The 25,933-nt window shown below is 68.1% G+C and carries 24 protein-coding genes; 11 read left to right on the plus strand and 13 right to left on the minus strand.

Annotated features, from left to right (window positions below; genetic code table 11):
- Window positions 1-16 precede the first annotated feature (16 nt).
- Both N5C88_RS12930 and paaG read left to right on the plus strand, forming a co-directional pair.
- Window positions 17-1,129: an acyl-CoA dehydrogenase family protein gene (locus tag N5C88_RS12930; protein WP_280015436.1), complete on the plus strand. Its 1,113-nt coding sequence runs from the start codon at window positions 17-19 to the stop codon at window positions 1,127-1,129.
- A complete protein-coding gene (gene paaG, locus N5C88_RS12935; protein ID WP_059371545.1) occupies window positions 1,126-1,947 on the plus strand; it encodes a 2-(1,2-epoxy-1,2-dihydrophenyl)acetyl-CoA isomerase PaaG in 822 nt (273 codons plus the stop codon). Before N5C88_RS12930 ends, paaG begins: the two co-directional genes overlap by 4 nt.
- A gap of 16 nt (window positions 1,948-1,963) precedes the next feature.
- Here the strand turns inward: paaG and N5C88_RS12940 are convergent, their stop codons facing one another.
- A complete protein-coding gene (locus N5C88_RS12940) occupies window positions 1,964-2,857 on the minus strand; it encodes a LysR family transcriptional regulator (RefSeq protein WP_059371546.1) in 894 nt (297 codons plus the stop codon).
- A 150-nt stretch (window positions 2,858-3,007) separates the two neighbouring features.
- Between N5C88_RS12940 and N5C88_RS12945 the strand changes: the two genes are divergently transcribed.
- From N5C88_RS12945 to N5C88_RS12960, 4 genes are read left to right on the plus strand one after another with little or no spacing between them, the layout of a single operon-like run.
- Window positions 3,008-3,838, plus strand: coding sequence for a MaoC family dehydratase N-terminal domain-containing protein (locus tag N5C88_RS12945; protein WP_059371547.1), 831 nt, complete (start codon window positions 3,008-3,010; stop codon window positions 3,836-3,838).
- Window positions 3,835-5,028 carry a CaiB/BaiF CoA-transferase family protein gene (locus N5C88_RS12950; protein ID WP_118932395.1) on the plus strand — a complete coding sequence of 398 codons (1,194 nt, stop codon included), beginning with the start codon at window positions 3,835-3,837 and terminating at the stop codon, window positions 5,026-5,028. Before N5C88_RS12945 ends, N5C88_RS12950 begins: the two co-directional genes overlap by 4 nt.
- Complete coding sequence (locus N5C88_RS12955) at window positions 5,025-5,858, plus strand: CoA ester lyase (RefSeq protein WP_059371549.1); 834 nt, start codon at window positions 5,025-5,027, stop codon at window positions 5,856-5,858. Before N5C88_RS12950 ends, N5C88_RS12955 begins: the two co-directional genes overlap by 4 nt.
- 32 nt (window positions 5,859-5,890) lie before the next feature.
- A complete protein-coding gene (locus N5C88_RS12960) occupies window positions 5,891-6,787 on the plus strand; it encodes a sugar kinase (protein WP_059371550.1) in 897 nt (298 codons plus the stop codon).
- Window positions 6,788-6,791: 4 nt separating this feature from the next.
- Here N5C88_RS12960 and N5C88_RS12965 read toward each other — a convergent pair whose 3' ends face one another.
- From N5C88_RS12965 to hda, 4 genes are read right to left on the minus strand one after another with little or no spacing between them, the layout of a single operon-like run.
- Window positions 6,792-7,277: a 2-amino-4-hydroxy-6-hydroxymethyldihydropteridine diphosphokinase gene (locus tag N5C88_RS12965; RefSeq protein WP_280015437.1), complete on the minus strand. Its 486-nt coding sequence runs from the start codon at window positions 7,275-7,277 to the stop codon at window positions 6,792-6,794.
- Window positions 7,278-7,280: 3 nt separating this feature from the next.
- A complete protein-coding gene (gene pcnB / locus N5C88_RS12970; RefSeq protein ID WP_059371552.1) occupies window positions 7,281-8,645 on the minus strand; it encodes a polynucleotide adenylyltransferase PcnB in 1,365 nt (454 codons plus the stop codon).
- A complete protein-coding gene (locus tag N5C88_RS12975; protein ID WP_059371553.1) occupies window positions 8,646-9,344 on the minus strand; it encodes an HAD family hydrolase in 699 nt (232 codons plus the stop codon).
- Window positions 9,341-10,042: a DnaA regulatory inactivator Hda gene (gene hda / locus N5C88_RS12980; RefSeq protein ID WP_059371554.1), complete on the minus strand. Its 702-nt coding sequence runs from the start codon at window positions 10,040-10,042 to the stop codon at window positions 9,341-9,343. The genes N5C88_RS12975 and hda overlap by 4 nt, the downstream gene beginning before the upstream one ends.
- 357 nt (window positions 10,043-10,399) lie before the next feature.
- Between hda and purM the strand changes: the two genes are divergently transcribed.
- A complete protein-coding gene (gene purM / locus N5C88_RS12985; RefSeq protein WP_280015438.1) occupies window positions 10,400-11,449 on the plus strand; it encodes a phosphoribosylformylglycinamidine cyclo-ligase in 1,050 nt (349 codons plus the stop codon).
- A gap of 60 nt (window positions 11,450-11,509) precedes the next feature.
- Here the strand turns inward: purM and miaA are convergent, their stop codons facing one another.
- Window positions 11,510-12,478 carry a tRNA (adenosine(37)-N6)-dimethylallyltransferase MiaA gene (gene miaA, locus N5C88_RS12990; protein ID WP_280015439.1) on the minus strand — a complete coding sequence of 323 codons (969 nt, stop codon included), beginning with the start codon at window positions 12,476-12,478 and terminating at the stop codon, window positions 11,510-11,512.
- A gap of 2 nt (window positions 12,479-12,480) precedes the next feature.
- Window positions 12,481-14,439 carry a DNA mismatch repair endonuclease MutL gene (mutL, locus tag N5C88_RS12995; protein ID WP_280015440.1) on the minus strand — a complete coding sequence of 653 codons (1,959 nt, stop codon included), beginning with the start codon at window positions 14,437-14,439 and terminating at the stop codon, window positions 12,481-12,483.
- Window positions 14,440-14,541: 102 nt separating this feature from the next.
- Here mutL and N5C88_RS13000 point away from each other — a divergent pair, with 102 nt between their 5' ends.
- On the plus strand, window positions 14,542-15,180 hold the full coding sequence (locus N5C88_RS13000; protein WP_280015441.1) for a VTT domain-containing protein: 639 nt from the start codon (window positions 14,542-14,544) through the stop codon (window positions 15,178-15,180).
- Window positions 15,181-15,280: 100 nt separating this feature from the next.
- Here N5C88_RS13000 and N5C88_RS13005 read toward each other — a convergent pair whose 3' ends face one another.
- Both N5C88_RS13005 and tsaE read right to left on the minus strand, forming a co-directional pair.
- Window positions 15,281-16,666, minus strand: a complete 1,386-nt coding sequence (locus tag N5C88_RS13005; protein ID WP_059371557.1) for an N-acetylmuramoyl-L-alanine amidase — start codon at window positions 16,664-16,666, stop codon at window positions 15,281-15,283.
- Entirely contained in the window at window positions 16,594-17,133 is a 540-nt protein-coding gene (gene tsaE, locus N5C88_RS13010) for a tRNA (adenosine(37)-N6)-threonylcarbamoyltransferase complex ATPase subunit type 1 TsaE (protein WP_118932391.1), read from the minus strand. The genes N5C88_RS13005 and tsaE overlap by 73 nt, the downstream gene beginning before the upstream one ends.
- Window positions 17,134-17,296: 163 nt before the next feature.
- Here tsaE and fumC point away from each other — a divergent pair, with 163 nt between their 5' ends.
- Window positions 17,297-18,694, plus strand: a complete 1,398-nt coding sequence (fumC, locus tag N5C88_RS13015) for a class II fumarate hydratase (protein WP_059371558.1) — start codon at window positions 17,297-17,299, stop codon at window positions 18,692-18,694.
- Window positions 18,695-18,759: 65 nt separating this feature from the next.
- Here the strand turns inward: fumC and N5C88_RS13020 are convergent, their stop codons facing one another.
- A complete protein-coding gene (locus tag N5C88_RS13020) occupies window positions 18,760-19,659 on the minus strand; it encodes an AEC family transporter (protein WP_118932390.1) in 900 nt (299 codons plus the stop codon).
- Between the two features lie 240 nt (window positions 19,660-19,899).
- Between N5C88_RS13020 and N5C88_RS13025 the strand changes: the two genes are divergently transcribed.
- Window positions 19,900-20,892 carry a tripartite tricarboxylate transporter substrate binding protein BugE gene (locus N5C88_RS13025; protein ID WP_280015442.1) on the plus strand — a complete coding sequence of 331 codons (993 nt, stop codon included), beginning with the start codon at window positions 19,900-19,902 and terminating at the stop codon, window positions 20,890-20,892.
- A gap of 86 nt (window positions 20,893-20,978) precedes the next feature.
- Here the strand turns inward: N5C88_RS13025 and N5C88_RS13030 are convergent, their stop codons facing one another.
- Window positions 20,979-21,884, minus strand: a complete 906-nt coding sequence (locus N5C88_RS13030; RefSeq protein ID WP_118932389.1) for a LysR substrate-binding domain-containing protein — start codon at window positions 21,882-21,884, stop codon at window positions 20,979-20,981.
- Window positions 21,885-22,009: 125 nt separating this feature from the next.
- On the opposite strand from N5C88_RS13030, the gene ggt reads away from it, so the two are divergent.
- On the plus strand, window positions 22,010-23,767 hold the full coding sequence (gene ggt / locus N5C88_RS13035; protein WP_280015443.1) for a gamma-glutamyltransferase: 1,758 nt from the start codon (window positions 22,010-22,012) through the stop codon (window positions 23,765-23,767).
- Window positions 23,768-23,779: 12 nt separating this feature from the next.
- On the opposite strand, the gene N5C88_RS13040 is transcribed toward ggt, so the two are convergent.
- Together N5C88_RS13040 and N5C88_RS13045 are read right to left on the minus strand one after the other, a co-directional pair.
- Complete coding sequence (locus tag N5C88_RS13040) at window positions 23,780-24,907, minus strand: CoA transferase (protein WP_280015444.1); 1,128 nt, start codon at window positions 24,905-24,907, stop codon at window positions 23,780-23,782.
- Window positions 24,908-24,918: 11 nt separating this feature from the next.
- Window positions 24,919-25,902, minus strand: coding sequence for a tripartite tricarboxylate transporter substrate binding protein (locus N5C88_RS13045; RefSeq protein ID WP_059371564.1), 984 nt, complete (start codon window positions 25,900-25,902; stop codon window positions 24,919-24,921).
- Window positions 25,903-25,933: the final 31 nt, after the last annotated feature.

The following is a 25,933-nucleotide window of genomic DNA, read 5'->3' on the forward strand; positions in this document are numbered from 1 at the left end:
GACAGGAAGATGACGCATGGATTTCATCTATACCGAAGAACAGCGCATGCTGGCCGACAGCCTGCGGCGCCTGGTGGACCAGGAATGGACGCACGCGCGCCGCCGCGCCCGCCAGGCGGCGGGCAAGCTGGATGCGGATGCCTGGGCCGCATTGGCCGAATTGGGCGTTTTGGGTCTGACCATCCCGCAGGATTTTGGCGGTTTCGGCGAAGTGCCGGCCAGCCTGCTGCCGGTGCATGTGGAGCTGGGCCGAGGGCTGGTGTCCGAGCCTGTCATCCCCAGCGCGGTCATGGGCGCGGCGCTGCTCGACGCCTGCGGCGGCGAAGCGCGCGGCCTGTGGCTGCCGGCCATCGCCTCGGGCGACGCCATCGTCAGCGTGGCGTACCAGGAGCCCGGGCGCCGCTACGACACCGATCCGCGCGATTGCCGCGCCAGCAAGGCCGCCGATGGCTGGCGGCTGGAGGGCGTCAAACATCTGATCTGGCACGGCGCGGCGGCCACCGCCTGGCTGGTCAGCGCGCGCGGCGAGGAGGGCGAGACCCTGTTGCTGGCCGTGCCGGCCGATACGGCGGGCGTGCGGATCACGGATACGCCCACGCTGGACGGCGCGCGCTGCGCCCGGCTGGACCTGAACGCGGTCAGCCTGCCGCGCGCAGCCCTGCTGGCGCAAGGGGCCGCCGCCGACCAGGCCCTGGCGCAGTCCCTGCAGTGGGGCACGGCCGCGCTTTGCGCGCATGCCGCGGGCGCAATGGAGCGGTTGCTGGAAATCACCGTCGACTACCTTAAGGCGCGCAAGCAGTTCGGCCAGCCGCTGGCCTCGTTCCAGGCCTTGCAGCATCGCCTCGCGGAAATGCTGGTGGCCAAGGAACTGGCTTTGTCCATGGCCTACGTGGCGGTGGCGGCCCTGACCGAAACCGACGCCGCGCAGCGCCGCCGCATGATCGCCTCGGCCAAGCTGGAAGCCGCGCGCGCCGGACGCCTGGTGGCGCAACTGGCGGTGCAGCTGCATGGCGGCATGGGCATGACCGACGAGCTGGACGTGGGCGATTATTTCAAACGGCTGACCGTCGTCGACCAGCTGCTGGGCGATACGGCCGAACAACTGGCGGTGCTGGAGGAACTGACATGAGCGCGGCGTCGACGACCCAGGGCGAAGGCGGCTACACACAAATCCGATTTACGTTGGAGCGGGGCGTGGGCCTCATCACGCTGAACCGGCCCGACCGGCTGAACAGCTTCACGGAAGTCATGCATGCCGAGCTGGCGCGGGCGCTGGATGCCATGGAGGCCGACAGCAGCCTGCGCGGACTGATCATCACCGGCGCGGGGCGGGGCTTTTGCGCGGGCCAGGACCTCGGCGAACGCAAGCCCGCGGAGGACGGCGCGCGCCGCGACCTGAGCCTGATCCTGGAGCAATGCTACCGGCCGCTGATCACCCGGCTGCGCAACCTGCCGGTGCCGGTGGTGTGCGTGATGAACGGCGTCGCGGCCGGCGCGGGCGCCAGCCTGGCGCTGGCTTGCGACGTGGTGTTCGCGGTGGAGTCGGCGCGCTTCATTCAGGCCTTCAGCAAGATCGGCCTGCTGCCGGATGCCGGCGGCACCTGGTTCCTGCCGCGGCTGGTGGGTTCCGCGCGGGCCATGGGCGCCGCGCTGTTCGGCGAAGCGCTCAGCGCCAGGCAGGCGGAAACCTGGGGCCTGATCTGGCGCGTGGTGCCAGACGAGGCGCTGACGGATACGCTGGCCGAAGTCGCCGATACCTTGGCGGCGGGGCCCACGCGCGCCTATGCGGCCACCAAGGCCGCGCTGCACGCCTCCAGCGGCAACACGCTGGCGCAGCAATTCGATCTGGAATGCCGCTTGCAGCGCGAACTGGGCTACACCGACGACTACCTGGAAGGCATGCGGGCGTTCGCGCAGAAGCGTCCGCCGGCATTCACCGGTACCTGAGAGTGGCGGCTCGCTGTCAGGGCGTCCGCGCCGCCTGGATCTGCTCGATGAGTTCGCGCGCGCAGCCCGGCAGGGCGTCGATGTCGCGCACCAGCAGCTTGCGTTCGCGCACCACCCAGGGCTCGTCCAGCTCGACCACGCGCAGCTTCATGTCGGCGCCGTAGCGCCGCGCGGCGGAGTCGGGGATGACGCCGATGCCCACGCCCGCCTGCACCATCCGGCAGATGGAGTCGAAGCTGTAGAGCTGGATGCGCTGGGGCAGGCGCTGGCCCACCTGTTCCAGCTGGTCGCGCAGGAAGGCGACCAGGGTGGAACCTTCGTGCATGGTGATGAAGGGATAGCGCACCGCCTCGGCCAGCTTGATCTTTTCCTGATCCTGCAAGGGATGGCCGTTGGGCACCACCAGCACCAGTTTGTCAGTGCTGAAGTGGACGGTCTGCAATTCGGGCGCATCCACCGGGCCGGCCACGATGCCCAGGTCGGTGGTGCCGTCCAGCACGCCGCGCACGATGTCGCGGGTCAGGCGTTCCTGCAGGTCCACGGTGACGCCGGGGTGGCCGGACAGGAACTGCGCCAGGATGTCCGGCATGAATTCCGTGACCGCCGTGGTGTTGGCGAAGATGCGGATGTGGCCGGCGTCGCCGTCAGCCTGCTCCTGGAAGTCATGTTTCAGGTGGTCCACCTGGCGCATGATGACCCGCGCATGCTGCAGCAGCTTCTGGCCCGCGGGCGTGATTTCGACGCCGCGGCTGTCGCGGTACAGGAGACGGGTATTGAGCTGGTTCTCCAGCGCCTTGATGCGCACGCTGACGGCCGCCAGGGACAGGTGGGCCCGCTTGGCAGCCTGGGTCAGGCTGGGGGATTCGGCGATGTGGATGAACAGGCGTAGGTCGGCGAGGTCGAAGTGCATGGGCCATATATTACGGCGCGAGGCGTCGGGCCGGGAGGCGGGCGTGCGATTCAGGCAGCGCAAACCCCGCCTTGAGCAAAAACGAATTCACAAGCGGGACGGCTTGCGGGCATGCTTCAGTCTGTAAAAACCCCAGCAGAGGATATCGGCATGACATCTACAGATCCGGCCGCCTGGATCGGCAGCGGCGAGCGCAAGGCGGACGCCATGGATCCCGGCCACGCCGCGCGCATCGCGGCCACCCTGGGCGGCCCGGCGCCGGTCCAGGGCGATGCCTTGCCGCCGCTGTGGCAATGGGCGTTCTTCATTTCCACGGTGGGCATGGACGGGCTGGGGACGGATGGCCATCCGGCGCGCGGCGGCTTTTTGCCGCCGGCCCAGGACCGCAACCGCATGTGGGCAGGCGGCCGGGTCGAGTTCCGCCGGCCGCTGTTGGTCGGCGTGCCCGCCGAGCGCGAGTCCACGGTGGTCGACGTCAAGGAAAAGGCGGGGCGCACCGGCGCGCTGTTGTTCGTGACCGTGCGCCACGAGTTCCGCCAGGAAGGCGAAGTCGCCATCCACGAAGAGCAGGACATCGTCTACCGCCAGCCGACCCCGCCCAAGCTCACGGGCAGCGAGCCCGCGCCGCAGGCGCAGTGGCGCGATACCGTCGAGCCGTCGCCGGTGCTGCTGTTCCGCTATTCGGCGGTGACCTTCAACGGCCACCGCATCCACTACGACCATCCCTACGTCACTGGCACCGAGGGCTATCCCGGATTGGTGGTGCACGGCCCGCTCATCGCCACCGAGATGGTCGCCGCCTTCACCCGCGCTCATCCGCAGGCGCGCCTGACCCATCTGTCGTATCGCGGCCTGCGCCCGCTGATTGCGCCTGCTCCCTTCCAGGTGGCCGGCCGCTTGACCGAGCCGGGCGTGGCCCAGCTCTGGGCCGAGCAGGACGGCACGCTGGCCCACCAAGCTGAACTGAGGTTTACAGAATGAGCATAGAGGCCCCCCGTCCCCTGGACGGCATCACCGTCGTCAGCCTGGAGCACGCGATCGCCGCGCCGTTCTGCACCCGCCAGCTGGCGGACATGGGCGCGCGCGTCATCAAGATCGAACGTCCCGGTGGCGGGGATTTCGCCCGCGGCTACGACGAACGCGTGCGCGGCCTGTCCTCGCATTTCGTCTGGACCAACCGGTCCAAGGAAAGCCTGACGCTGGACCTCAAGCGCGAGGAGGCAGGCGGCGTCATGGAGCGCCTGCTGGAAACGGCCGACGTGCTGGTGCAGAACCTGGCGCCCGGCGCCGCCGCGCGTCTGGGCCTGTCGTTTGATGCCCTGCACAAGAAGTATCCGCGGCTCATTGTCTGCGACATCTCGGGCTACGGCGAAGGCGGACCCTACCAGGACAAGAAGGCCTACGACCTGCTGATCCAGAGCGAAAGCGGCTTCCTGTCGGTGACCGGCACCAAGGACGATCCGGTCAAGGCCGGCTGCTCCATCGCCGACATCGCCGCCGGCATGTACGCCTATTCCGCGATCCTCAACGCACTGCTGCTGCGGCAGAAAACGGGCCTGGGCAGCCGCCTGGACGTTTCCATGCTGGAGAGCATGGTGGAGTGGATGGGCTTTCCCATGTACTACGCCTTCGACGGCGCCGCGCCGCCCGTGCGCGCGGGCGCGGCCCACGCCTCCATCTATCCCTACGGTCCGTTCCCGGTGGGCGACGGCGCCACCATCATGCTGGGCCTGCAGAACGAGCGCGAATGGCGCGTGTTCTGCGCCCAGGTGCTGCGGCAGGCGGAGCTCGCGGAAGACCCGCGTTTCATCTCCAATTCGCTGCGCACCGCCAATCGCGACGACCTGCGCGCGCTGATCGTGGCCGCCTTTGCCGACCTGTCCATCGAACAGGTGACGCAACGGCTGGAGGACGCGCAGATCGCCAATGCACGCGTCAACGACATGGCCGGCGTCTGGGCTCATCCGCAGTTGCAGGCCCGCGGCCGCTGGAGCCAGGTGGACAGTCCCGCAGGCGAACTGCCCGCGCTGCTGCCTCCGGCCAGCAGCAACGCCTTCGCGCCGCGCATGGCCGCGGTGCCCGCGGTGGGCCAAAACACCGATGCGGTGCTAGCATCATTGGGATACGCGCCCGATCAGGTGGCGCAGTTCCATGCATCGGAGGTCGTGTGACGCATCCCGTTGTCCGTAGCGCGCTGTTCGTGCCGGCGTCGCGCCCCGAGCGCATCCCCAAGGCGCTGGCCGCGGGGGCCGATGCCGTCATTGTCGATCTGGAAGACGCGGTGGAGCATCTGGCCAAGGCGGCCGCGCGGGAAGCGCTGTGCGATTTCCTGGGGACGAATCCGCGTGCGCGGCTGTGGGTGCGGATCAACGATGCCTCCACCTCCTGGCACGACGACGACCTCAAGGCCTGCCGCGGCAAGCCCGGGGTCGCCGGCGTGCTGCTGCCCAAGGCCGAGAGCCTGGCGCAGGTGCGCCACGTGGTTCAGGCGGGCCTGCGGGTGATTCCCATCCTGGAGACCGCCCAGGGCATCCTCAACGCCGCGGAAGTCGCCGCCACGCCCGGCGTGGAGCGCCTGGCATTCGGCAGTCTGGACTACGGCCTGGACATGGGGTTGACGCCCGATACGCCGGGAGCGCAAACCGTGCTGGACCAGGCGCGCGTGCAGGTGCTGCTGCACAGCCGCGCGGCCGGGCTGGCGCCCGCGCTGGACGGCGTGTTTCCGGGCATCCAGGACCAGGCCGGGCTGGCGCATGCCGCCGCCCGCGCCCAGCAGATGGGCTTTGGCGGGATGCTGTGCATCCACCCCAGCCAAGTGCCGGTGATCCACGCCGCCTTCGTGCCCGCGGCGCAGGAGCTGGCCTGGGCGCGCCGCGTCATCGCCACGCACCGCGATACCGCGGCCGGCACCTTCATGCTGGACGGCAAGATGGTCGACGCCCCGGTCATCGCGCGCGCGCGGCTGGTGCTGGCGCAGGCGGGCGAAACCTCCGGCTTCTAGGCCGGATCCGATCACTCCTTTCCGGCAGGTCTATGAGCGAAGCGCTCTTCATCGGACACACTTATATCGACGTCACCGTGCTGGCGGACGAATGGCCCACGGGCGATGAAAAAAGCGTGGCGCGCGATTACGCCGTGTCCTTCGGCGGCAATGCGGTGACGGCCGCGTTCGCCTGCGCGCGGCTGGGGACGCCGCCAGATCTGATCTGTTCGTTGGCATCGGACTGGCTGGGCCACATGTACACGGACATGGCGGCGGCGCACGGGGTGTCGCTGCATGCGCGCAAGGTGGGCCGCTCGTCCCTGTCCTTCATCATGCCCAATCACGGCAAGCGCGCCATCGTGCGCGCGCGCGACGTGGACTACCTGAACGACTTTCCGCGGCTGGATATCGGCGGCTACCGCGTCCTGCACCTGGACGGCCATCAGCCCGACGCCGCCTTGCATTACGCGCAGGCCTGCCGGCAGGCGGGCGTGCTGACCTCGCTGGATGGCGGCGGCGTGCGCGAGAACACCGACGAGCTGCTGCGTCACATCGACGTGGCGGTCTGCGCGGAGCGCATGTGCGAGCAATTGGGGCTTGCGCCGTCAGGCCTGCTGGAACTGCTGAAGGCGCGCGGCTGCCGTATTGGCGCGGTCACCATGGGCGAACGCGGCATGCTCTGGTATGACGAGACCGGAACGGTGGATGTCCTGCCTGCGCTGGACGTGCCGGCCGCCAGCATCGTCGACACTTCGGGGGCCGGGGATGTGTTCCACGGCGCCTACGTCTGGTCCTATCTGAACCGGCCGGAGCTGCCCTGGGTAGAGCACTTCACCTTCGCGCGCGCGGCTTCGGCCCACAAGATCCAGCATCTGGGCAATGAAGCGGGCCTGCCGCAGGTCGAGGACGTGGAGCGCGCGTTGATGGCCTACGCGCCGAAGGATTGAACGCCTAGCTGGCGATGCGCGCTATCGGCTGGTCGTGGATCGCGGCGATCCAGTCGTCGATGGGCTTGCCTTGCAGCGTCAGGCCGGGGGCCAGGTCGCGCAAGGGCAGCAGCACGAAGGCGCGCAGGTGCATGCGGGGGTGGGGCAGCGTCAGCCGCTCATGGTCCAGCACGGTGTCGCCATACAGCAGCAGGTCCAGGTCCAGCGTGCGCGGCGCATTCTTGTAGGGGCGCTCGCGGCCATGCCGGTTTTCCAGCGCCTGCAGCGCGTCCAGCAGCTCTAGCGGGGCCAGATGCGTGTCCAGCGCCGCCACGGCGTTGACGAAGTCGGGGCCGGAGGCTTCGACCGGCGCGCTGCGGTAGAACGGCGATGCCGTCACCGCCGCGATGCCGCCGGTTTCCTGCAATTCAGCCAGGACACTGCGCAGCGTGGCTGCGCCGTCGCCCAGATTGGCGCCCAGCGCGACGTAGGCGCGCACAGGAGCGGTCATGACTCAACCCGCTGCGGGCGGCGTGCCACGCGACGGCGAACGGCGCGGACGGCGGCGTTTGCGCGGGGCGGAGGGGGCGTCCCCGGCATCGCGCGGCTGGCGAGACACCTCTTCGATCATCTCGCTGCGGATGACGTCGTCGGCGTTGGCCAGGTCCATCCACCATTGCGCCAGCACGCTGTCGAACTCGCCGGCCGCGGCGCGCAGCTGCAGGAAGTCGCAGGCGGCACGGAAGCGCGGCTGTTCGATCATGCGGTAGATGGTCTTGCCCATGCGGCGCTCGAAGCGCGGCTGCATGAACCAGATCTCGCGCATGTCCGACGAGAAACGGCGCTGGATGGCGAGCTTTTCGGTCTGTTCGTCCAGCACCGAATCGGCGGCTTGCGACAGCGCGGGAATGGTGTGCTCGCCTTGGGCGCGCAATTGCTTCCAGCGCGCTTCCACTTGCTGCCACAGCAGCGCGGCGAACAGGAAGCTGGGGCTGATGGTCTTGCCCGAGCGCACGCGCGCGTCGGTGCGTTCCAGCGCAAGCTCCACGAAATGCTCGCCGCCGGGCTGTTCCAGCACCACGTCCAGCAAAGGCAAGAGCCCTTTGTGCAGGCCGTCGGCGCGCAGTTGGCGCAGGCAGTCCATGGCATGGCCGCAGGTCAGCAGCTTGAGCATTTCGTCGAACAGGCGCGAGGCCGGCACGTTTTCGATGAGCTCGGCCATGGTGCTGATGGGCTGGCGCGTGGCCGGGTCGATGGTGCCGTTCAGCTTGGCGGCGAAGCGCACGGCGCGCAGCATGCGCACCGGGTCTTCGCGGTAGCGTTTGACCGGGTCGCCGATGATGCGGACCTGGCGCTTTTTCAGGTCGGCCACGCCGTTGTGGAAGTCGATGACTTCCTCGTTGTGCGGGTCGTAGTAGAGCGCGTTCATGGTGAAGTCGCGGCGCGCCGCGTCTTCTTCGTGCGAGCCGAACACGTTGTCGCGCAGGATGCGGCCGTGCTCGTCGGTCTCCTGATCTTCCGAGGCGGGTGCGCGGAAGGTGGAGGTTTCGATGATTTCCTGGCCGAAGACCACGTGCACCAGCTGGAAGCGGCGGCCGATGATGCGGGCGCGGCGGAACAGCGGACGGATCTGTTCGGGCGTGGCGTTGGTGGCCACGTCGAAGTCCTTGGGCTCCAGGCCCACGATCAGGTCGCGCACGGCGCCGCCGACGATGTAGGCGTCATAGCCGTGCTGGCGCAGCACCTCGCAGACCTTGATCGCGTGGCGCGATACGTTGCGGCGGTCGATGCCGTGCTTGTCGCGCGCGATGCGCAACGGCCCCCGGGCTGCCGGCGCGAATAGTCGGCCGACGAATTTTTTTATGGTTTCAGTGATCATTTAGGACTTCGAATCTTCCATGTGGTCGAACAAGTCGATCACCTGCCAGCCGCGCTCCTGGGCGATGCCGCGCAGGGTGGGGCTGGGGTTGGCTGCGATCGGGCGGGTCACTTTCTCCAGCAGGGGCACATCGTTGACCGAATCGCTATAGAAAAACGATTCCGAAAAATCCGCAAGCCCCAATCCCATGCCGGCCAGCCAGTCGTTGACGCGCACCACCTTGCCTTCCTTGAAGCTGGGCGTGCCCAGGATGCGGCCGGTGTAGCGGCCGCGCAGGTATTCTGCGTCGGTCGCCACGAGGTGGGGCACGCCGAAGGCGCGGGCGATGGGCGCGGTGACGAAGCTGTTGGTGGCCGTGACCACGGCGCACAGGTCGCCGGCTTCCAGGTGCGATTGCACCAGGTCGCGCGCGGCGGGCGTCATGGATGGGCGGATCACTTCTTCCATGAAGGTTTCGTGCCAGGCCGCCAGGTCGTAAGGCGTGTGCGCGGCCAGCAGGCCGAGCATGAATTCGGCGGCCTGCTCGGCGGTGAGCTCGCCGCGGTTGTAGCGATCCATCAGATCGTCGTTCTGGCGGCGGGCTTCGGCGGGATCCCCGGCGCGGCCCGTGCGAGCCAGGTAGTCGGCCCATTGATAGTCGCTATCCAGCGGCAACAGGGTGTGATCCAGGTCGAACAGGGCGAGACGTCGGGAGGTCATGTGCGTTGTGAATCAGGATCTGCGAGCATGGCCCGCAGTAGAGGCAGGGTGATGGGACGGCCGGTGGCCAGGGAATAGCGGTCCAGCGCGTCGATCAGCGCCGCCAGCTTGCGGATGTCGCGCTCATGGTGCGTGAGCATCCAATTGATGATTTCAGGCGCCAGGTGCATGCCGCGGTCGGCCGCCTGGGCCGACAGGGCGGCCAGCTTGTCGGCGTCGGACAGCGGATCCAGGCGGAAAACCAGGTCCCAGCCCAGGCGCGTGCGCAAGTCCTCGCGCAGCGGCATCGACAGCGGGGCGCGGTCGCCGGCCAGCGCCAGCGCGAAGGCGCGGCCGGTGGCGGCGGATTCGCGCCAGCGGTTGTAGAGCGCGAACAGGGCGGCCTGGCGGCTGTCGTTCATGCGGTGTACGTCGTCGACCGCCACGAACTTGGGCATGGGCGACTTGGAATCGGCTTCGGCCAGGCGGCGCAGCATGTTTTCGCCATTGTTGGCGTCGATATAGACGGCGTCGGGGCGGGCGGTCAGCGCGCGCAGCAGATGGCTGCGGCCGCAGCCCGCGGCGCCCCAGATATACAGGGCGCGGCCGGGAAGCAGCGCGCGCACTGCCGCCAGCGCTTCCCCGTTGGGGCCGGCGATATAGTTGTTCAGCGATGGCGCTGGCGCGGGGAGAACGTCAAGCAGCAGCTGGCGGTTCATGGGAGCTTACAGGGTGCCGAAACGAGGCGGGTAGTACGGGTCAATACGGCTACAGGTCAAAACAACAGGTCAAAACGTCACTGGCCCCGGGGTTTCCACCACGGGAACCGGCAAAATCAATACCGGCCAACCCTACACTTTAAACCACCTGGGGCCAGGGTGTCGCGTCGACGGGCCTGGACTGGCTTGGGTTTGCGCCGACCCGGCCCCGCTTGCCCGCCCTGGCCGGGCGAGCCGGCGCGGTCCCTGTCCGGAGCGCTTTGGCGGCGCCGATCCCTGCTAGTCCCCGCAACATCGTAAAATGCAGGGCGTTCCACCAAAATCCCAGCAATTGTTACATACCCCACGGCATTTCTCATGACGAATCAACCTACCGCCCCTATGACCTACCGCGATGCCGGTGTCGACATCGACGCAGGCGACGCCCTGGTCGACCGTATCAAACCGCTTGCGGCGCGCACCATGCGTCCCGGGGTGCTGGCCGGTATCGGCGGCTTTGGCGGCTTGTTCGAAGTGCCGAAGTCGTACAAGGAACCCGTGCTGGTCTCGGGCACCGACGGCGTGGGCACCAAGCTGCGCCTGGCGTTCGACTGGAACCGCCACGACACCGTGGGTATCGACCTGGTCGCCATGAGCGTCAACGACATCCTGGTGCAGGGCGCGGAGCCGCTGTTCTTCCTGGACTATTTCGGCTGCGGCAAGCTTTCGGTGGATACGGCGGCGGCCGTGGTGGGCGGCATCGCCAAGGGCTGCGAATTGTCGGGCTGCGCGCTGATCGGCGGTGAAACCGCAGAAATGCCGGGCATGTATCCGGACGGCGAGTACGACCTGGCCGGTTTCGCGGTGGGCGCGGTGGAAAAGTCCGTCATCATCACGGGCCAGTCGATCAAGACCGGCGACGTGGTGCTGGGCCTGGCTTCCAGCGGCGCGCACTCCAACGGCTATTCGCTGCTGCGCAAGATCCTCGAACGCGCCAACGCCAAGCCCGACGACGATTTCCACGGCCAGCCGATGGTCGACGTGGTCATGGCGCCGACGCGCATCTACGTGAAGCAGGTGCTGGCCGCCCTGGCAAAGCATGGCACCAGCATCAAGGGCCTGGCCCACATTACGGGCGGCGGCTTGCTGGACAACGTGCCGCGCATCCTGCAGCCCGGCCTGTCGGCCAAGCTGCACCGCGCCAACTGGGAAATGCCCAAGCTGTTCCAGTGGCTGCAAGAGCAGGGCCAGGTCGAGGACACCGAGATGTACCGCGTCTTCAACTGCGGCATCGGCATGGTGCTGGTGGTGGACCCGGCGCAGGCCGAAGCCATCGCCGCGACGCTGCGCGAGCAGGGCGAGACCGTCAGCACGCTGGGCGAGATCGTCGAGCAAAAGGAAGGCATGGCGCAGACCTTCGTGGTGTAAGCCTGGCCGTCTGCAATGAAAACCGCGCCTCGGCGCGGTTTTTTTTGTGCCTGTGTCCGCCTAGCCGCGTCCCGCCAGCGCCACGGCCATCGCGTCGATGGTCTGCGCCACGGCATCCGCCGCCAGGCAGTCCACGATGACGCGCTCGGGCTGCGCGCGCAGCCAGGTGATCTGGCGCTTGGCCAGTTGGCGCGTGGCGGCGATGCCTTGTTCGCGCGCGGTGGCCAGGTCGACCTCGCCGTCCAGGTGCGCCCACATCTGCCGGTAGCCCACGCAACGGACCGAGGGCAGGCCAGTGTGCAGGTCGCCTCGGGCGCGCAGGGCGCAGACTTCGTCGAGCAGGCCGCGCTCCAGCATGGCGTCGAAGCGTTGTTCGATGCGGGCATGCAGCGCGGCGCGGTCGGAAGGTTCCAGGCTGATGGTGAGGTACTGGTTACCCGTCGCGTCGCGCGGACGCTGGCTGCGCAGCAGCAGGGCGGACATGGGCTGGCCGGACAGCATGCAGATCTCCAGCGCGCGCTGGATGCGCTGGCTGTCGTTGGGCGCCAGGCGCGCGGCGGTGACGGGATCCAGCTGCGCCAGTTCGGCATGCAGCGCGGGCCAGCCCTGAACGGCGGCGCGCGCTTCCAGTTCGGCGCGCAGCGCCGGATCGGCCTGCGGCAGATCGTCCAGGCCGTCGCGCAGCGCCTTGTAGTACATCATGGTGCCGCCCGCCAGCAGCGGGATGCGGCCGCGCGCGCGGATCTCGTCTATCAGGCGCAGCGCGTCGGCAACGAAGTCGGCGGCGGAGTACGACTGGATGGGGTCGAGGATGTCCAGCAGATGCTGCGGCACCAGCGCCTGTTCCTCGGGCGAGGGCTTGGCCGTGCCGATGTCCATGCCGCGATAGATCGTGGCCGAATCGACATTGACGATTTCCAGCGGCCAGCGCTCGGCCAGCGCCAGGGTGGAAGCGCTTTTGCCGGCCGCGGTGGGGCCGGCCAGGCAGATGACCAGCGGCGCCGCGGTGGGGAAGGAGGACGGCGACAAGCTTATTGCCCACGCAGGAAGAGCTTGTCCAGGTCGGACACCGACCATTGGATCCAGGTGGGGCGGCCGTGATTGCACTGGTCGGCGCGTTCGGTGGCTTCCATCTGGCGCAGCAGCCCGTTCATTTCTTCGATGGTGAGCTTGCGGTTGGCGCGCACGGAACCGTGGCAGGCCATGGTGGACAGCAGTTCGTTGCGCTGTTCGGTCAGCAGGCGCGAAACGCCCACGGCGCCCAGGTCGCGCAGCACGGCGCGGGCCAGCGTTTCGATGTCGCCGCGGGCCAGGATGGCCGGCACCGAACGCACCGCGATCGAGGTGGGGCCGGAGGGACGCATTTCGAAGCCGAGTTCGTTCAGCTGTTCTTCGTATTCCTCGACCAGCGCCACGTCTTTTTCCTGGGCATGGAACACCACGGGCACGAGTAGATCCTGGCGCGGCAGGCTGCGCGCGTCCAGGGCTTGCTTGAGCTGTTCGTAGACCACCCGCTCGTGCGCGGCATGCATATCCACCAGCACGATGCCGCGGCGGGTCTGCGCCAGGATGTAGATGCCGTGCAGCTGCGCCAGCGCCATGCCCAGCGGATGTTCTTCGTCCGCGGGCAGGACGGCGGCGGGAGCCGGCGCGGGTTCGCGCAGCGGCGCGGTCTTGGCGGCCGAGTCGTCATCCAGCGGGCGGTAGAGCGATTGCCAGTCCGCGGCCGGAATGCCGGCGGGTTCGGCATGCAGGCGGAACGGCACCTGGGTGTGCGGGCGCTGTGGCGCGGGCGATGGACGCAAGCCGTAGGACGATGGTGAGCTGGCGCCGTTGTAGGCGGGCCGGGGCGCGTCCGCCATGGGCCGGGGGCTGGCGGCTGGCGTGTAAGGCGTCGCTTGCGCGGCGGTGTCAGACGTTGCGGCGGCGGGCCGGGCCACGGTTTCGAAGCCGGCATCGTCCGCGTCGTCGTTTTGCGCGGCGGGCGTCGCGGCGGACGCGCCGCCGGTCTGCGCCAGCGTCTGGCCGACCGCATGCGAGACGAAGCGATGCACCGCGCCGCTGTCGCGGAAGCGGACCTCGTGCTTGGCAGGGTGCACGTTCACGTCCACGGCGGCCGGGTCGATGTCCAGGAACAGCACGTAGGCGGGCTGGCGGTCGCCATGCAGCACGTCGGCGTAGGCGGCGCGCAGGGCGTGGCTGACGGTGCGGTCGCGCACGTAGCGGCCGTTCACGTAGAGATACTGGCGGTCCGCGCGGGCGCGGGCCGCGGTGGGGCGGGTGATCATGCCCGCCAGGCTGACCGTGCCGACGGAATGCGACAGCAGCAGGCCGTGTTCGGCGAATTCCGCGCCCAGCACGTCGCGGATGCGCTGCGGCGGTTCGGCGGGCAGCCATTGGCGCTGCGCGCGGTCGTGATGGAACAGGCGGAAGGCGATCTGCGGATGCGCCAGCGCGATGCGCTCCATGGCATCGACGCAATGGCCGAACTCGGTGGCCTCGGAGCGCAGGAATTTGCGGCGGGCCGGCACGGCGTCGAACAGCTGGCGCACGTCCACTGTGGTGCCCGGAGGACCCGAGGCGGGGCTGACCTGCATGCTGCCGGCATCGATCTGCCAGGCATGCTCGCCGTCGCGGGTGCGGGAAATGATGGTGACCTGGGCCACGGACGCGATGGAGGCCAGCGCTTCGCCGCGGAACCCCATGGATGCCACCGATTCCAGCTCGTTCAAGGAGCGGATCTTGCTGGTGGCGTGGCGCGCCAGCGCCAGCGGCAGCTCTTCGGGCGGAATGCCGCCGCCGTCGTCGGTCACGGCGATGCGGCGTATGCCGCCGCCTTCCAGGCGCACTTCAATGGCGCGTCCGCCGGCGTCGATGGCGTTTTCGAGGATTTCCTTGAGCACGGATGCCGGCCGCTCGATCACCTCGCCGGCGGCGATCTGGCTGATCAGCAGGTCGGGAAGCGCAAGAATGGAGCGGCGTTCGGTCATGTGGCTGGCGTTCAGGTATGGCTATGTGGACGATTTTAGCGTCATGGGCGGGTGGGCTATAGTCGCGGACTGATATCCCATTCCGCTGGCAGGGTTGCTTCAATGCTCGAATTTTTCAATATGGTGCTCCACATCGACAAGACGCTCGGCGTCTGGGTCGCGCAGTATGGCGTGTGGGTGTACCTGGTGCTGTTCCTGATCGTTTTTGCGGAGACGGGGCTGGTCGTGCTGCCCTTTCTGCCGGGGGACTCGCTGCTGTTCATCGCGGGCGCGTTCGGCGCCACCGGGCATATCGATCCGATCCTGATGGGAGGGCTGCTGATTGTCGCCGCCATCACCGGCAATACGGTGAACTACTTCATCGGACGCTATATCGGGCCGCGCGTGTTTTCGATGAATCTGCGCTTTCTGGACCGCGGCGCGTTGATGCGCACGCACGCGTTCTATGAAAAGCACGGCGGCAAGACCATCGTGATGTCGCGCTTCATTCCGGTCGTCCGCACCTTCGCGCCTTTTGTCGCGGGCGTGGCCGACATGCCGCAGTCCCGCTTCCAGCTGTTCAACATCCTGGGCGCGCTGCTGTGGGTGGTGAGCCTGGTGGCCGCGGGCTACTTCTTCGGCAACATCCCGCTGGTGCGCGAACACCTGAACACCATCGTGCTGCTGGGCCTGGCCGCCGCCATCGTGCCGGTGATCGGGGCGGGCCTGTTCAAGCTGATCAAGGCCAGACGCGGCGCGTGAAGCGCCGCAGCGTACGCTGCGGCACACGCGTCAAACCAGTGAAAAGGGCGTTGCGCCGTGAAGCGCAACGCCCTTTTTTATGCGGCGGCAGCCGTCGCCGTCAGCTTACGTCGCCCAGCCGCGCCAGCGGCGGATTGGCGGTGAAGTAGCGCTGGATGCCCGTCATCATGGCCTGCGCCAGCTTGTCCTGATGCGAGGTGCTGCGCAGCAAGGCTTCTTCCTGCGGGTTGCTGATGAAGGCGGTTTCGACCAGCACCGAAGGAATATCCGGCGCTTTCAGGACCGCGAAGCCGGCCTGCTCGACGCTGTTCTTGTGCAGGCGGTTGATCTTCTTGATTTCGTCCAGGAAGGCGCTGCCGACCTTGAGCGAATCGTTGATCTGGGCAGTGGTGGACAGGTCCAGCAGCACCTTGGCCACCTGGCGGTCGTGGCTGCCGAGGTTGACGCCGCCGATCAGGTCGGCCGCGTTTTCCTTGTCCGCCATCCAGCGCGCCTGGGCGCTGGTGGCGCCGCGCTGCGACAGCGCGAACACCGACGAGCCGTTGGCCGAAGGCTTGATCCAGGCGTCCGCGTGGATCGAGATGAACAGGTCCGCGTGTACGCGGCGCGCCTTCTGCACGCGCACGTGCAGGGGCACGAAGTAGTCGTCGTCGCGCGTGAGATAGGCGCGCATGTAGGGCTGGCTGTCGATCAGCGCCTTCAGGCGCCGGGCGATGCGCAGCACCACGTCTTTCTCGCGCAGGCCGCTGCTGCCGATGGCGCCCGGGTCCTCGCCGCCATGGCCGGGGTCCAGCGCGATGGTGACCATGCGCTGCTTGCCGCGGCCGGCGGTGGCGGGCGGAGGCTTGGGCGCGGTGGGCAGCGGAGGCGCCGGCTGCTGGCCGCGCACGCGCGGCGGCTCGGGCGGATCGGCGCGGGTCACCGGGTTGCGCTGGATGTCTTCCAGGATGCGGGCCAGCGGGTCGTCCACATCGGGGCCGGTCTGCTTGTTCAGGATCGCGACCAGCGGATCCTGGGCGATCTTCGGGTACAGGTCCAGCACCAGGCGGTACTGGTAGTCGGCCACGGGCTTGAGCGTGAACACCTGGGGCGCCACGGGCTGCTTCAGGTCGAACACCAGGCGCACCACGTTGGGGCGGTTCTGCGCCACGCGCAGGCTCTGGATATAGGGGTCGTCGGGCCGGACCTTGGAAACCAGATCGTTCAGGGCCGCGCTGATGGTCAGTCCCTCAATGTCCACCACCAGGCGGTGGGGGTTTTCAAGCGTGAACTGCTCAGCCTTGAGCTCGCTGTCGAGCTCCAGCGTGACGCGGGTGTATTCGTCGGCCGGCCAGGTGCGCACAGCCAGGATGGTCGCCGCCTGCGCCAGGCGCGGCAGGACCGGCAGGACGAGCAGGGTGGCGGCGACGCTGATCAGGCGGCGCCGGGTGGCGCCTGCCGAGGGGAGGGCGCCGACTGGGGCGGGGGGACAATCGCGTTCAACCATGTTTGTCCTCGAGCGGTGTACGCGGTCAGGGTGGCGTCGCGTCCGTCGCCTGCATAGGCTAGGGAAATCAGCAGGTCGGGAGGGGGCAAAAGACCCCCGGCCCGCTCCGGCCATTCGATCAAAACGACTGCGTCGTCACGCAGTAAATCCCGGAATCCTGCGTCCAACCATTCTCGCGTATCACTAAATCTATAAAAATCAAGGTGATAGAAGTATAAGTTAGAAACTTTATAGGATTCAAGCAGCGCGTAGCTGGGACTTTTGATCCGTCCCGTGATGCCGCATTCCCGCAACAGGGCCCGTGTGAAGGCGGTTTTCCCCGCGCCCAGGTCCCCTTGGAGGTGGATGTGTCCCCCTGCCGGACCGGCCTGGCCGCCGGAAACCAGGGGGGCGAGCCGACGCGCCAGCGCTTCCGTGGCGGCTTCGTCGGGCAGGTGCAAGGTCAGGCTGCAAAGAGGGGCGGACATGGCGCGGGGCGAGTGGTAAAAACGGTGGAGGGAGCACGGATGTTTGCGCAATTATAGGAATGCGGGTTTCTGCTAACCTATAACTGATTGTCATTCTCAACACTATCGTGGTTGGCGCGCCGCCGCCAACCGCAATCGACGTCGCCACGGAGTAGCACGCGCCATGAAGACCCGCATTGAAAAAGACACGTTTGGTCCCATCGAAGTCCCTGAGGATCATCTCTGGGGCGCCCAGACCCAGCGTTCGCTGCATTTTTTCGCGATTTCCACCGAAAAGATGCCGGTCCCCCTGGTCGAGGCGATGGCGCGGCTCAAGCGCGCGGCGGCCAAGGTCAATGCCGATCTGGGCGAACTGGATCCGAAGATCGCCGATGGCATCGTCCGCGCCGCCGATGAAGTGATCGCCGGCAAATGGCCCAACGAGTTCCCGCTGTCGGTCTGGCAGACCGGCTCGGGCACGCAAAGCAACATGAACATGAACGAGGTGCTGGCCAACCGCGCCTCGGAGCTGATGGGCGGCGTGCGCGGCGAAGAGCGCAAGGTGCACCCCAACGACCACGTCAACCGCGGGCAGTCGTCCAACGACACCTTCCCGACCGCCATGCACGTGGCGGCGGCGGTGCAGGTCGAGCATCATCTGCTGCCGTCGCTGAAGGCCCTGCGCGCCACGCTGGCGGCCAAGAGCGCCGAGTTCTACGACATCGTCAAGATCGGCCGCACCCACCTGCAGGACGCCACGCCGTTGACGCTGGGCCAGGAGCTGTCGGGCTACGTGGCCCAGCTGGACCTGGCCGAGCAGCAGATCCGCGCCACCCTGCCTGGCCTGCACCAGTTGGCCATCGGCGGCACGGCCGTGGGCACGGGCCTGAACGCGCACCCGCAGTTCAGCGCCAAGGTTTCGGCCGAACTGGCGCATGCCACCGGCACCGCCTTCGTGTCGGCGCCCAACAAGTTCCAGGGCCTGGCCTCGCACGAAGCGCTGCTGTTCGCGCACGGCGCACTGAAGTCGCTGGCCGCCGGCCTGATGAAGATCGCCAACGACGTGCGCTGGCTGTCCAGCGGTCCGCGTTCGGGCCTGGGCGAAATCAGCATTCCCGAGAACGAGCCGGGCAGCTCGATCATGCCGGGCAAGGTCAACCCGACGCAATGCGAAGCCATCACGATGCTGGCCGCGCAGGTGCTGGGCAACGACGTGGCCATCAATATCGGCGGCGCCAGCGGCAACTTCGAACTCAACGTGTTCAAGCCGCTGGTGATCCACAACTTCCTGCAATCGGTGCGCCTCCTGACCGACGGCATGGCCAGCTTCAACGAGCATTGCGCCGCCGGCATCGAGCCCAATCGCGAGCGCATCGCCGAACTGGTCGACCGTTCGCTGATGCTGGTGACGGCGTTGAATCCGCATATCGGCTACGACAAGGCCGCGCAGATCGCCAAGAAAGCGCACAAGGAAGGCCTGTCGCTGAAGGAGTCGGCGTTGGCGCTGGGCTACGTGACCGAAGCGCAGTTCGCCGAATGGGTGGTGCCGGCTTCCATGACCAACGCGCACAAGTCTTCGTAAGCAGGCTGTGCGCGCATGAAAAAGACCGCCGTGGCGGTCTTTTTTCGTTGCCGGCGCATTGCCGCTCAGCCTGCGCCGGTGAGCATCAGCCACAGAGGAATCGTCAACGCCGACAGCAGCGTGCCCAGCGAAATCAGCACGGCCACCATGCGGCCGTCGCCGCCCATGCGCATGGCCAGCACATAGGCCGCGGACGCGGTGGGCAGGGCCGCGAACAACAGCAGCATCTGCGATTCCAGCGGCGGCAGCGCCAGCAGATGCGCGATCAGCAGGGCGGCCGCGGGCAGCGCCAGCAGCTTGACCCCGAGCATCCAGGCGATCAGCGCGCCATGGCCCTTGCCGCCTTCCCAGGAGAGGCTGGCGCCCACGCAGATGATGCCCAGCGCAAGCGCCGCCGCGCCCAGGCGCCCCAACGCCGTGTCCAGCGGGCCAGGCAGATGCACGCCGGCCAGATTGCAGGCCAGGCCGGCCAGCGTGGAAATGACCAGCGGGTTGCGCGCCAGTTCGCGCAGCAGGTTGCCGCCGCTGTGGCGCGCCAGGCCGTAGACCGCCGCCATATTGGCCATCGGCACGGCGAAGCCCACGATCAGCGCCATGACCGTCTGGCCCTGGACGCCGCCCAGGCTGGCCGACAAGGCCAGGCCGAGATAGGTGTTGAAGCGGTAGCCGCATTGCGCGGACGAGGCCAGGCTGAGCGGCGACGGCCGCAGCACCCAGCGCGCCAGCCACGTCAGCGCGACGCCGGCTGCGATCACGGCTGCGCAGGCCTGCAGCAGCATGGCGGCGTTGCCGGCGGTGATGGGGGTGCGCAGGATGGACTGGAACAACAGCGCGGGCAGCAGGACGAAGTAGACCAGGCGCTCGGTGCCGGCGAAGAATTCGCGCGAGAAATTCAGTTTGTGACGCAGCGCCCAACCCAGCGCGACCAGCATGAAATCAGGGAAAACCAGAAGGGCAACGGACATGTGAGAACACGTATTTGATGCGCGTCAGAGGGGGACCGCTGCGCTATGCGTCTGTAAGTATTTGCTGCTATTCTCCGTCATTCTGGCGGGCGCGTGTGCCACAAGCAACGTATAAAAGCAGTGCTCACCCTGCGCACAGAGCATGCGCCCACCACCGTTAATTGCGGACCTGCCCACAGGCAGGCGCATCACACAACGGTCCGTATACACACGGGCTCGCATATTGGAGGAAACACACCTATGAATAAAGTCCGCTCCCTGGCCGTGGCCATCGCCCTGGCCTCCGGCGTTGCCGGCACCTTCGGCGCCTCCGCCGCCTTTGCTGCCGACAAGTACCCGAGCAAGCCTATCCGCGTGATCGTGCCCTTCGCGCCTGGCGGCTCGACCGACATCATCGCGCGCCTGGTGACGCAGCGCATGAGCCAGGAACTGGGCCAGCCCATGGTTGTGGAAAACAAGGGCGGCGCCGGCGGCGCCATCGGCGCGTCCGAAGCCGCGCGCGCCGATGCCGACGGTTACACGCTGTCCATCGCCACCGTGTCGACGATGGCCGTGAACCCTGCTTGCCGTCCCAATGACCTGCCGTACGATCCGATCAAGGACTTCCAGCCGGTCACCAACTTCGCCAACACCGCCAACGTGGTGGCCGTGAACCCGAAGTTCCCCGCCAAGGACTTCAAGGGCTTCCTGGAAGAGCTGAAGAAGAATCCGGGCAAGTACTCCTACGGCAGCTCGGGCACCTGCGGCGTGCTGCACCTGATGGGCGAATCGTTCAAGATGGCCACCGGCACGGACATCGTGCACGTGCCGTACAAGGGTTCGGGTCCGGCCGTGGCTGACGCCGTCGGCGGCCAGATCGAAATCCTGTTCGACAACCTGCCGTCGTCGATGCCGCAGATCCAGGCGGGCAAGCTGCGCGCCATGGCCATCGCGTGGCCGACCAACATCGACTCCATCAAGGACGTGCCCACGTTCAAGGACGCCGGCTTCCCGGTGCTGAACCAGCCGGTCTGGTACGGCCTGCTGGCGCCCAAGGGCACGCCGATGGAAGTCGTGAACAAGCTGCGCGACGCTGCCGTCGTGGCCCTGAAGGACCCCAAGGTCGTCAAGGCGCTGGACGACCAGGGCTCGGCGCCGTCGGGCAATACGCCGGAAGAATTCGCCAAGGAAATCAAAGAGCAGTATGACTGGGCGAAGGACGTCGTGAAGAAGCAGAACATCAAGCTGGACTGATGCCGCGCGGGGCGGGCGCTGCCTGCCCCGGTCTGCAAGCCATGACGGGCGCCTTCGGGCGCCCGTTTTTTTTGCGCGCAGGCCGCTCAGGCCGTGGCGTCGAGCCCCGCCTGCAGCGCTTCGCAAGCGGCGCGCAGGCGCTCGATGAAGTCGCGGTGCAGCGCCGACAGCGGATCCTGGTTGCGCACCATGATGCTGATCGGCACGCGCAGCGCCGGGTCCAGCCGGCGCAGGTTCATGCCGGGACGCAGCATCGCCTGCGCGGTGATGGCGTCCACGATGGCGTCGCCGCAGCCCGCGTCGACCAGCGCGCAGGCCACGTAGTGCGTCTGTACCTGGATCGCCACTTGCGGATCCAGGCCCTGCGCGTCCAGCGCCATCTGCAAAAGGGCGCCGGAGGCGTCGGCCGCGTCCAGCACGATCAGCGTGTCGCCGGCCATGGACGTCAGCTCCGCCAGCGGCAGCGGCCCCGCGCCATCCTTGCGGCTCAGGTGCACCAGTTCCGTGTGGCCCAGCCCCATGCGGGTCAGGCCGGGATAGTCGTTGGTGTCGAAGGTGATGGCCAGGTCCAGCTCGCGCGTCAGCAGCCCCTGCACGAGTTCGGTGCTGTGATGCGTGTGGATGTCGAAGGTGATGCCGGGCTGTGCTTCGCGGCTGTCGCGCACCACGCCGGGCAGCAGCCCCAGGCCCAGCGCGGGCGCGCAGCCCAGCCGCAGGTGGCCGTTGGGATGGTCGCGCAGGCTGGCGGCCAGCCTGCGCACGCTGTTGAGGTCCTGGTTCAGGCGCGCGACTTCGGGCGTCAGGATCTCGGCCTCGCGCGTGGCGACGAGCCGGCCCTTGACGCGCTCGAACAGCTTGAAGCCCAGCTGCGCCTCGGCGTGCGCCAAGAGCTTGCTGGCCGCGGGCTGCGAGATATGCAGCGCGGCAGCAGCCTCGGTCAGGGATCCGGTACGGCGGATCGCTTCGAAAATCTCGATGTGGCGCAAACGCATGGCACGGTGGGGGCGGTGGGCGGAAACCGCGATTCTAAGCCGGATGCGGCCCGTGTCGCGACAGCCGCCTGCGCCTTGACTATCATGAATCCCTGCCGGAACGCCGGCGAACACCGGAGCTTCCCATGCGCGCACCCCGCCACGCCGTCGCCCTCATGCTTGCCGCCGCGCTTGCCGCCATGCCTGCGGCCTGGGCGCGCACGCCGCAGGCCGCCGAGGATCTGAACCCCGAGGCCGCCAGCGGCATGCAGACGCGCCAGCTGGTGCGCGCGCCGCATTTCATGATGGCATCGGCCAATCCGCTGGCGACGCAGGCCGGCGACGAGATGCTGCGCCGGGGCGGCAGCGCCGTGGACGCCGCCATCGCCGCTCAGCTCGTGCTGAATCTGGTGGAGCCGCAATCGTCGGGCATCGGCGGGGGCGCCTTCATGGTGGTGTATTCGGCCAAGAGCGGCCGCATCCAGACGTACGACAGCCGTGAGACCGCGCCCGCCGCGGCCCAGGCGCAGCGTTTCCTGGATGCGGACGGCAAGCCGGTGTCCTTCGCCCGCGCGGTGAACAGTGGCCTGGCAGTGGGCGTGCCGGGCTTGCTGCGAGGCCTGGAGCTGGCGCACAAGGAACAGGGCGTGCTGCCCTGGGTCGACCTGTTCCAGCCCGCTATCCGCCTGGCCGAACAAGGCTTTGCCGTGTCGCCGCGCCTGCACAAGCTCCTGGCCGGCAACAAGGAGCTGCGCACGCAAGCCGCGGCCGCGGCCTATTTCTATGCGCCCGACGGCGCGCCCTGGCCGGTGGGCCACGTGTTGAAGAACCCCGAGTTCGCGCGCACGCTGCGCGCGGTGGCGGAGCAAGGCGCGGACGCGTTTTACCAGGGCGATATCGCCCGGGATATCGTCGCCGCCGTGCGCGGCCACGCCGTGCCTGGCGACCTGACCCTGGCCGACCTGGCGGGCTATCGCGCCAAGACGCGCGATCCCGTCTGCGGCGCCTATCGCGGCTACCAGCTGTGCGGCATGGGGCCGCCCAGCAGCGGCCCGATCGCGGTGCTGCAGATGTTGGGCGAGCTGGAGCAGTTTCCCCTTGGCCGCTACAAGCCGGGCAGCCTGGAGGCGGTGCATTACTTTTCCGAAGCCGGCCGGCTGGCGTTCGCCGACCGCGATTTCTACGTGGCCGATCCGGATTTCGTGCGGGTGCCGGTGCGCGCCATGCTGGACCCGGCCTATCTGCGCGCGCGCGGCGCGCTGATCCAGCCAGACCGCAGCATGAAGGTGGCGCTGCCCGGCGATCCGGAAGGCAAGCTGCTGTCGCTGGGCAAGGACGACGCCCTGGCGCTGCCCTCGACCAGCCATCTGGTGGCCGTGGACGCCCAGGGCAATGCCTTGAGCATGACGACCACCATCGAGAACGAATTCGGCAGCAAGATCTTCGTGCGCGGTTTCCTGCTGAACAACGAGATGACGGATTTTTCCTCGTCCTACAAGGATCCCGAGGGCCGCCTCGTCGCCAACCGCATCGAACCAGGCAAGCGCCCGCGCAGCTCGATGGCGCCGATGATCGTGCTGCGCGACGGCAAGCCCTATCTGCTGGTGGGTTCGCCGGGCGGCAGCGCCATCATCAACTACGTGGCCAAGACCATTGTGGGCGTGCTGGACTGGGGCCTGGACATCCAGGCGGCCATCGACCTGCCCAACATGGGCAGCCGCAACAAGGACACCGAGCTGGAGAAGGGCACCGCGCTGGAGGCGCTGGCGCCAGAGCTTGAGCGCATGGGGCATCCGGTGCGCATCACCGAATTCCCCAGCGGCATCCACGGCATCGTGATCGAGGCGGGCGGGCTGCAGGGCGGCGCCGATCCGCGCCGCGAAGGCGTGGCCCAGGGCGGCTGAGGCCGCGCGGGCTTATTCGCCGGCGTCGGCGGGACGCAGCGCCGGCGGCAGCTTGCGCAGCGTGGCCGGCGTGCGCGACAGCTTGATCGGCGAGCCTACGCCCCGGTAGTCGCCTTGTTCCAGCACCATGCCGCGATGGCGGGTGTGCGGATGCGCCAGCGCCTGGTCCACGGTCTGCACGGCGGCCGCGGGCACGCCGCAACGCAGCAGGCGGTCGGCGAGCGCGGCGGCGTCGTGGTCCGCCAGCAGCGCGGACAGGTCGCCGCGCAGGGCCTGGCGGTTGCGCAGGCGGTCGGCGTTGGTGGCGTAACGTGCATCGTCCGCCAACCGCGGCGCGTCCAGCGTCTGCGCCAGCTGCGCGAACTGGCGGTTGTTGCCGACCGCCAGGAAGATCGGGCCGCTGGCGGTGGGCAGCGTTTCGTAGGGGGCGATGTTCGGGTGTGCGTTGCCGCTGCGCGCGGGCACCTTGCCACTGTAGAAGTAGTTGGGCGCGTGCGGATGCAGCAGCGACAGGGCGCAGTCGTACAACGTGATGTCCAGGAACTGGCCCAGGCCGCTGCGGGTACGCTCATTGAGCGCCAGCAGGATCGCCACGGCCGCGTTCAGGCCGGTCACCATGTCCACCACCGGCAGGCCGACGCGGGTGGCTTCGCCGTCCGCGTCGCCGTTCACGCTCATCAGGCCGCACATGGCCTGGGCGCAGGCGTCGTAGCCGGGCAGGCCGCCCAGCGGACCGTCCGCGCCGAAGCCGCTGACGCGGCAATGGATAAGCGCGGGGAAGTCGCGGCTCAGCGTGTCGTATCCCAAGCCCCATTTCTCCAGCGTGCCGGGCTTGAAGTTTTCCACCAGCACGTCGGCGTCGGTCAGCAGGTGGCGCAGCAATTCCTGCCCTGCGGGCTGCGACAGGTCCAGCGTCATGCCGTCCTTGTTGCGGTTCACGCCGATGAAATAGGACGCGGTATCGCCCAGGAAGGGCGGCCCCCAGCCGCGCGTCTCGTCGCCGCCGGGCGGCTCGATCTTCAGCACGTCGGCGCCGTGGTCGGCCAGGATCTGCGTGCAATAGGGGCCGCCCAGCACGCGCGACAGGTCTATCACTTTGCAGCCGGCGAGCGCGCCGGCGTTGGGCAGGGTTGCAGCCATGTGGGGTCCGTTCAGTCGATGGAAACGTGGGCGCTCTTGATGAGGTCGCGCCATTTGGGCACTTCGGCCGAGATGAAGGTCGCCAGGCCCTGCGGCGTCTGGTCCTGGGCTTCAACGATGCCCTGGCTGCGCAGCGTCTGCGCGACCTCGGGATCGGACAGCGCGGTCTTGAAGGCGCGGTTCAGCGTGTCCACCACGTCGGGCGGCGTGCCTTTGGGCGCGACGATGCCGAAGAACACGCTGACGTCGTAGCCCTTGAGCCCCTGCTCCGAAAGCGTGGGCAGGTCGGGCAGCGCGTCCGAGCGCTGGGCGCTGGCCAGGCCGATGGCGCGCAGCTTGCCCGCCTTGATGTAGGGCAGCGCGGTAAGGATGTCGGTGAACGACATCGACACCTGCCCGCCCAGCAGGTCATTGAGCGCCGGTCCCGTGCCCTTGTAGGGGATGTGCATGATCTGGGTGCCGGCCATGTTGTTGAAGAGTATGCCGGCCAGGTGCGACGAGGCGCCGTTGCCCGACGAGGCGTAGCTCAGCTTTTCCGGGTTCTTCTTGGCGTAGGCGATGAGTTCCTGCGCGTTGTTGGCGGGCACCGACGGGTTCACCACCAGGATATTGGGCAGGTGGCCGATGCGGATGATGGGCGCGAAGCTGGTCTCGGGGTTGTAGCCCTGCTTCTTGTACAGGCTGACGTTGATCGCCAGCGGCCCCGAGGTGCCGAACAGCAGGGTGTAGCCGTCCGGCTTGGCCGTCGCCACGTATTCCGAGCCGATGTTGCCGCCGGCGCCCGCGCGGTTTTCGACGATGACGTTCTGGTTCAGCGGCTGCCGCAGCTTGTCGGCCAGCCTGCGCGCCAGGGCGTCGGTGGGACCGCCCGGCGGGAACGGCACGATCAGCGTCACGGGCCGGGCCGAGGGATAGGCGTCCGCGGCCAGTGCGGGCGCGGCGGCGGGGGCGATGGCGGCGGCCGCCAGCAGCAAAGAGGCGAGGGTTCGGTTCATGCTTGTCTCCAGTGGTTGCGCGCCGGCTGTG

It is taken from the genome of Achromobacter sp. GD03932, from assembly GCF_029839485.1.
Lineage (GTDB): Bacteria > Pseudomonadota > Gammaproteobacteria > Burkholderiales > Burkholderiaceae_B > Achromobacter > Achromobacter bronchisepticus_A.

Coding starts and splice junctions, on each gene's coding strand:
- N5C88_RS12930 (WP_280015436.1), top strand. CDS start 17: ATGGATTTCATCTATACCGAAGAACAGCGCATGCTGGCCGACAGCCTG.
- paaG (WP_059371545.1), top strand. CDS start 1,126: ATGAGCGCGGCGTCGACGACCCAGGGCGAAGGCGGCTACACACAAATC.
- N5C88_RS12940 (WP_059371546.1), bottom strand. CDS start 2,857: ATGCACTTCGACCTCGCCGACCTACGCCTGTTCATCCACATCGCCGAA.
- N5C88_RS12945 (WP_059371547.1), top strand. CDS start 3,008: ATGACATCTACAGATCCGGCCGCCTGGATCGGCAGCGGCGAGCGCAAG.
- N5C88_RS12950 (WP_118932395.1), top strand. CDS start 3,835: ATGAGCATAGAGGCCCCCCGTCCCCTGGACGGCATCACCGTCGTCAGC.
- N5C88_RS12960 (WP_059371550.1), top strand. CDS start 5,891: ATGAGCGAAGCGCTCTTCATCGGACACACTTATATCGACGTCACCGTG.
- N5C88_RS12965 (WP_280015437.1), bottom strand. CDS start 7,277: ATGACCGCTCCTGTGCGCGCCTACGTCGCGCTGGGCGCCAATCTGGGC.
- pcnB (WP_059371552.1), bottom strand. CDS start 8,645: ATGATCACTGAAACCATAAAAAAATTCGTCGGCCGACTATTCGCGCCG.
- N5C88_RS12975 (WP_059371553.1), bottom strand. CDS start 9,344: ATGACCTCCCGACGTCTCGCCCTGTTCGACCTGGATCACACCCTGTTG.
- hda (WP_059371554.1), bottom strand. CDS start 10,042: ATGAACCGCCAGCTGCTGCTTGACGTTCTCCCCGCGCCAGCGCCATCG.
- purM (WP_280015438.1), top strand. CDS start 10,400: ATGACGAATCAACCTACCGCCCCTATGACCTACCGCGATGCCGGTGTC.
- mutL (WP_280015440.1), bottom strand. CDS start 14,439: ATGACCGAACGCCGCTCCATTCTTGCGCTTCCCGACCTGCTGATCAGC.
- N5C88_RS13000 (WP_280015441.1), top strand. CDS start 14,542: ATGCTCGAATTTTTCAATATGGTGCTCCACATCGACAAGACGCTCGGC.
- N5C88_RS13005 (WP_059371557.1), bottom strand. CDS start 16,666: ATGGTTGAACGCGATTGTCCCCCCGCCCCAGTCGGCGCCCTCCCCTCG.
- tsaE (WP_118932391.1), bottom strand. CDS start 17,133: ATGTCCGCCCCTCTTTGCAGCCTGACCTTGCACCTGCCCGACGAAGCC.
- fumC (WP_059371558.1), top strand. CDS start 17,297: ATGAAGACCCGCATTGAAAAAGACACGTTTGGTCCCATCGAAGTCCCT.
- N5C88_RS13020 (WP_118932390.1), bottom strand. CDS start 19,659: ATGTCCGTTGCCCTTCTGGTTTTCCCTGATTTCATGCTGGTCGCGCTG.
- N5C88_RS13025 (WP_280015442.1), top strand. CDS start 19,900: ATGAATAAAGTCCGCTCCCTGGCCGTGGCCATCGCCCTGGCCTCCGGC.
- N5C88_RS13030 (WP_118932389.1), bottom strand. CDS start 21,884: ATGCGTTTGCGCCACATCGAGATTTTCGAAGCGATCCGCCGTACCGGA.
- ggt (WP_280015443.1), top strand. CDS start 22,010: ATGCGCGCACCCCGCCACGCCGTCGCCCTCATGCTTGCCGCCGCGCTT.
- N5C88_RS13040 (WP_280015444.1), bottom strand. CDS start 24,907: ATGGCTGCAACCCTGCCCAACGCCGGCGCGCTCGCCGGCTGCAAAGTG.
- N5C88_RS13045 (WP_059371564.1), bottom strand. CDS start 25,902: ATGAACCGAACCCTCGCCTCTTTGCTGCTGGCGGCCGCCGCCATCGCC.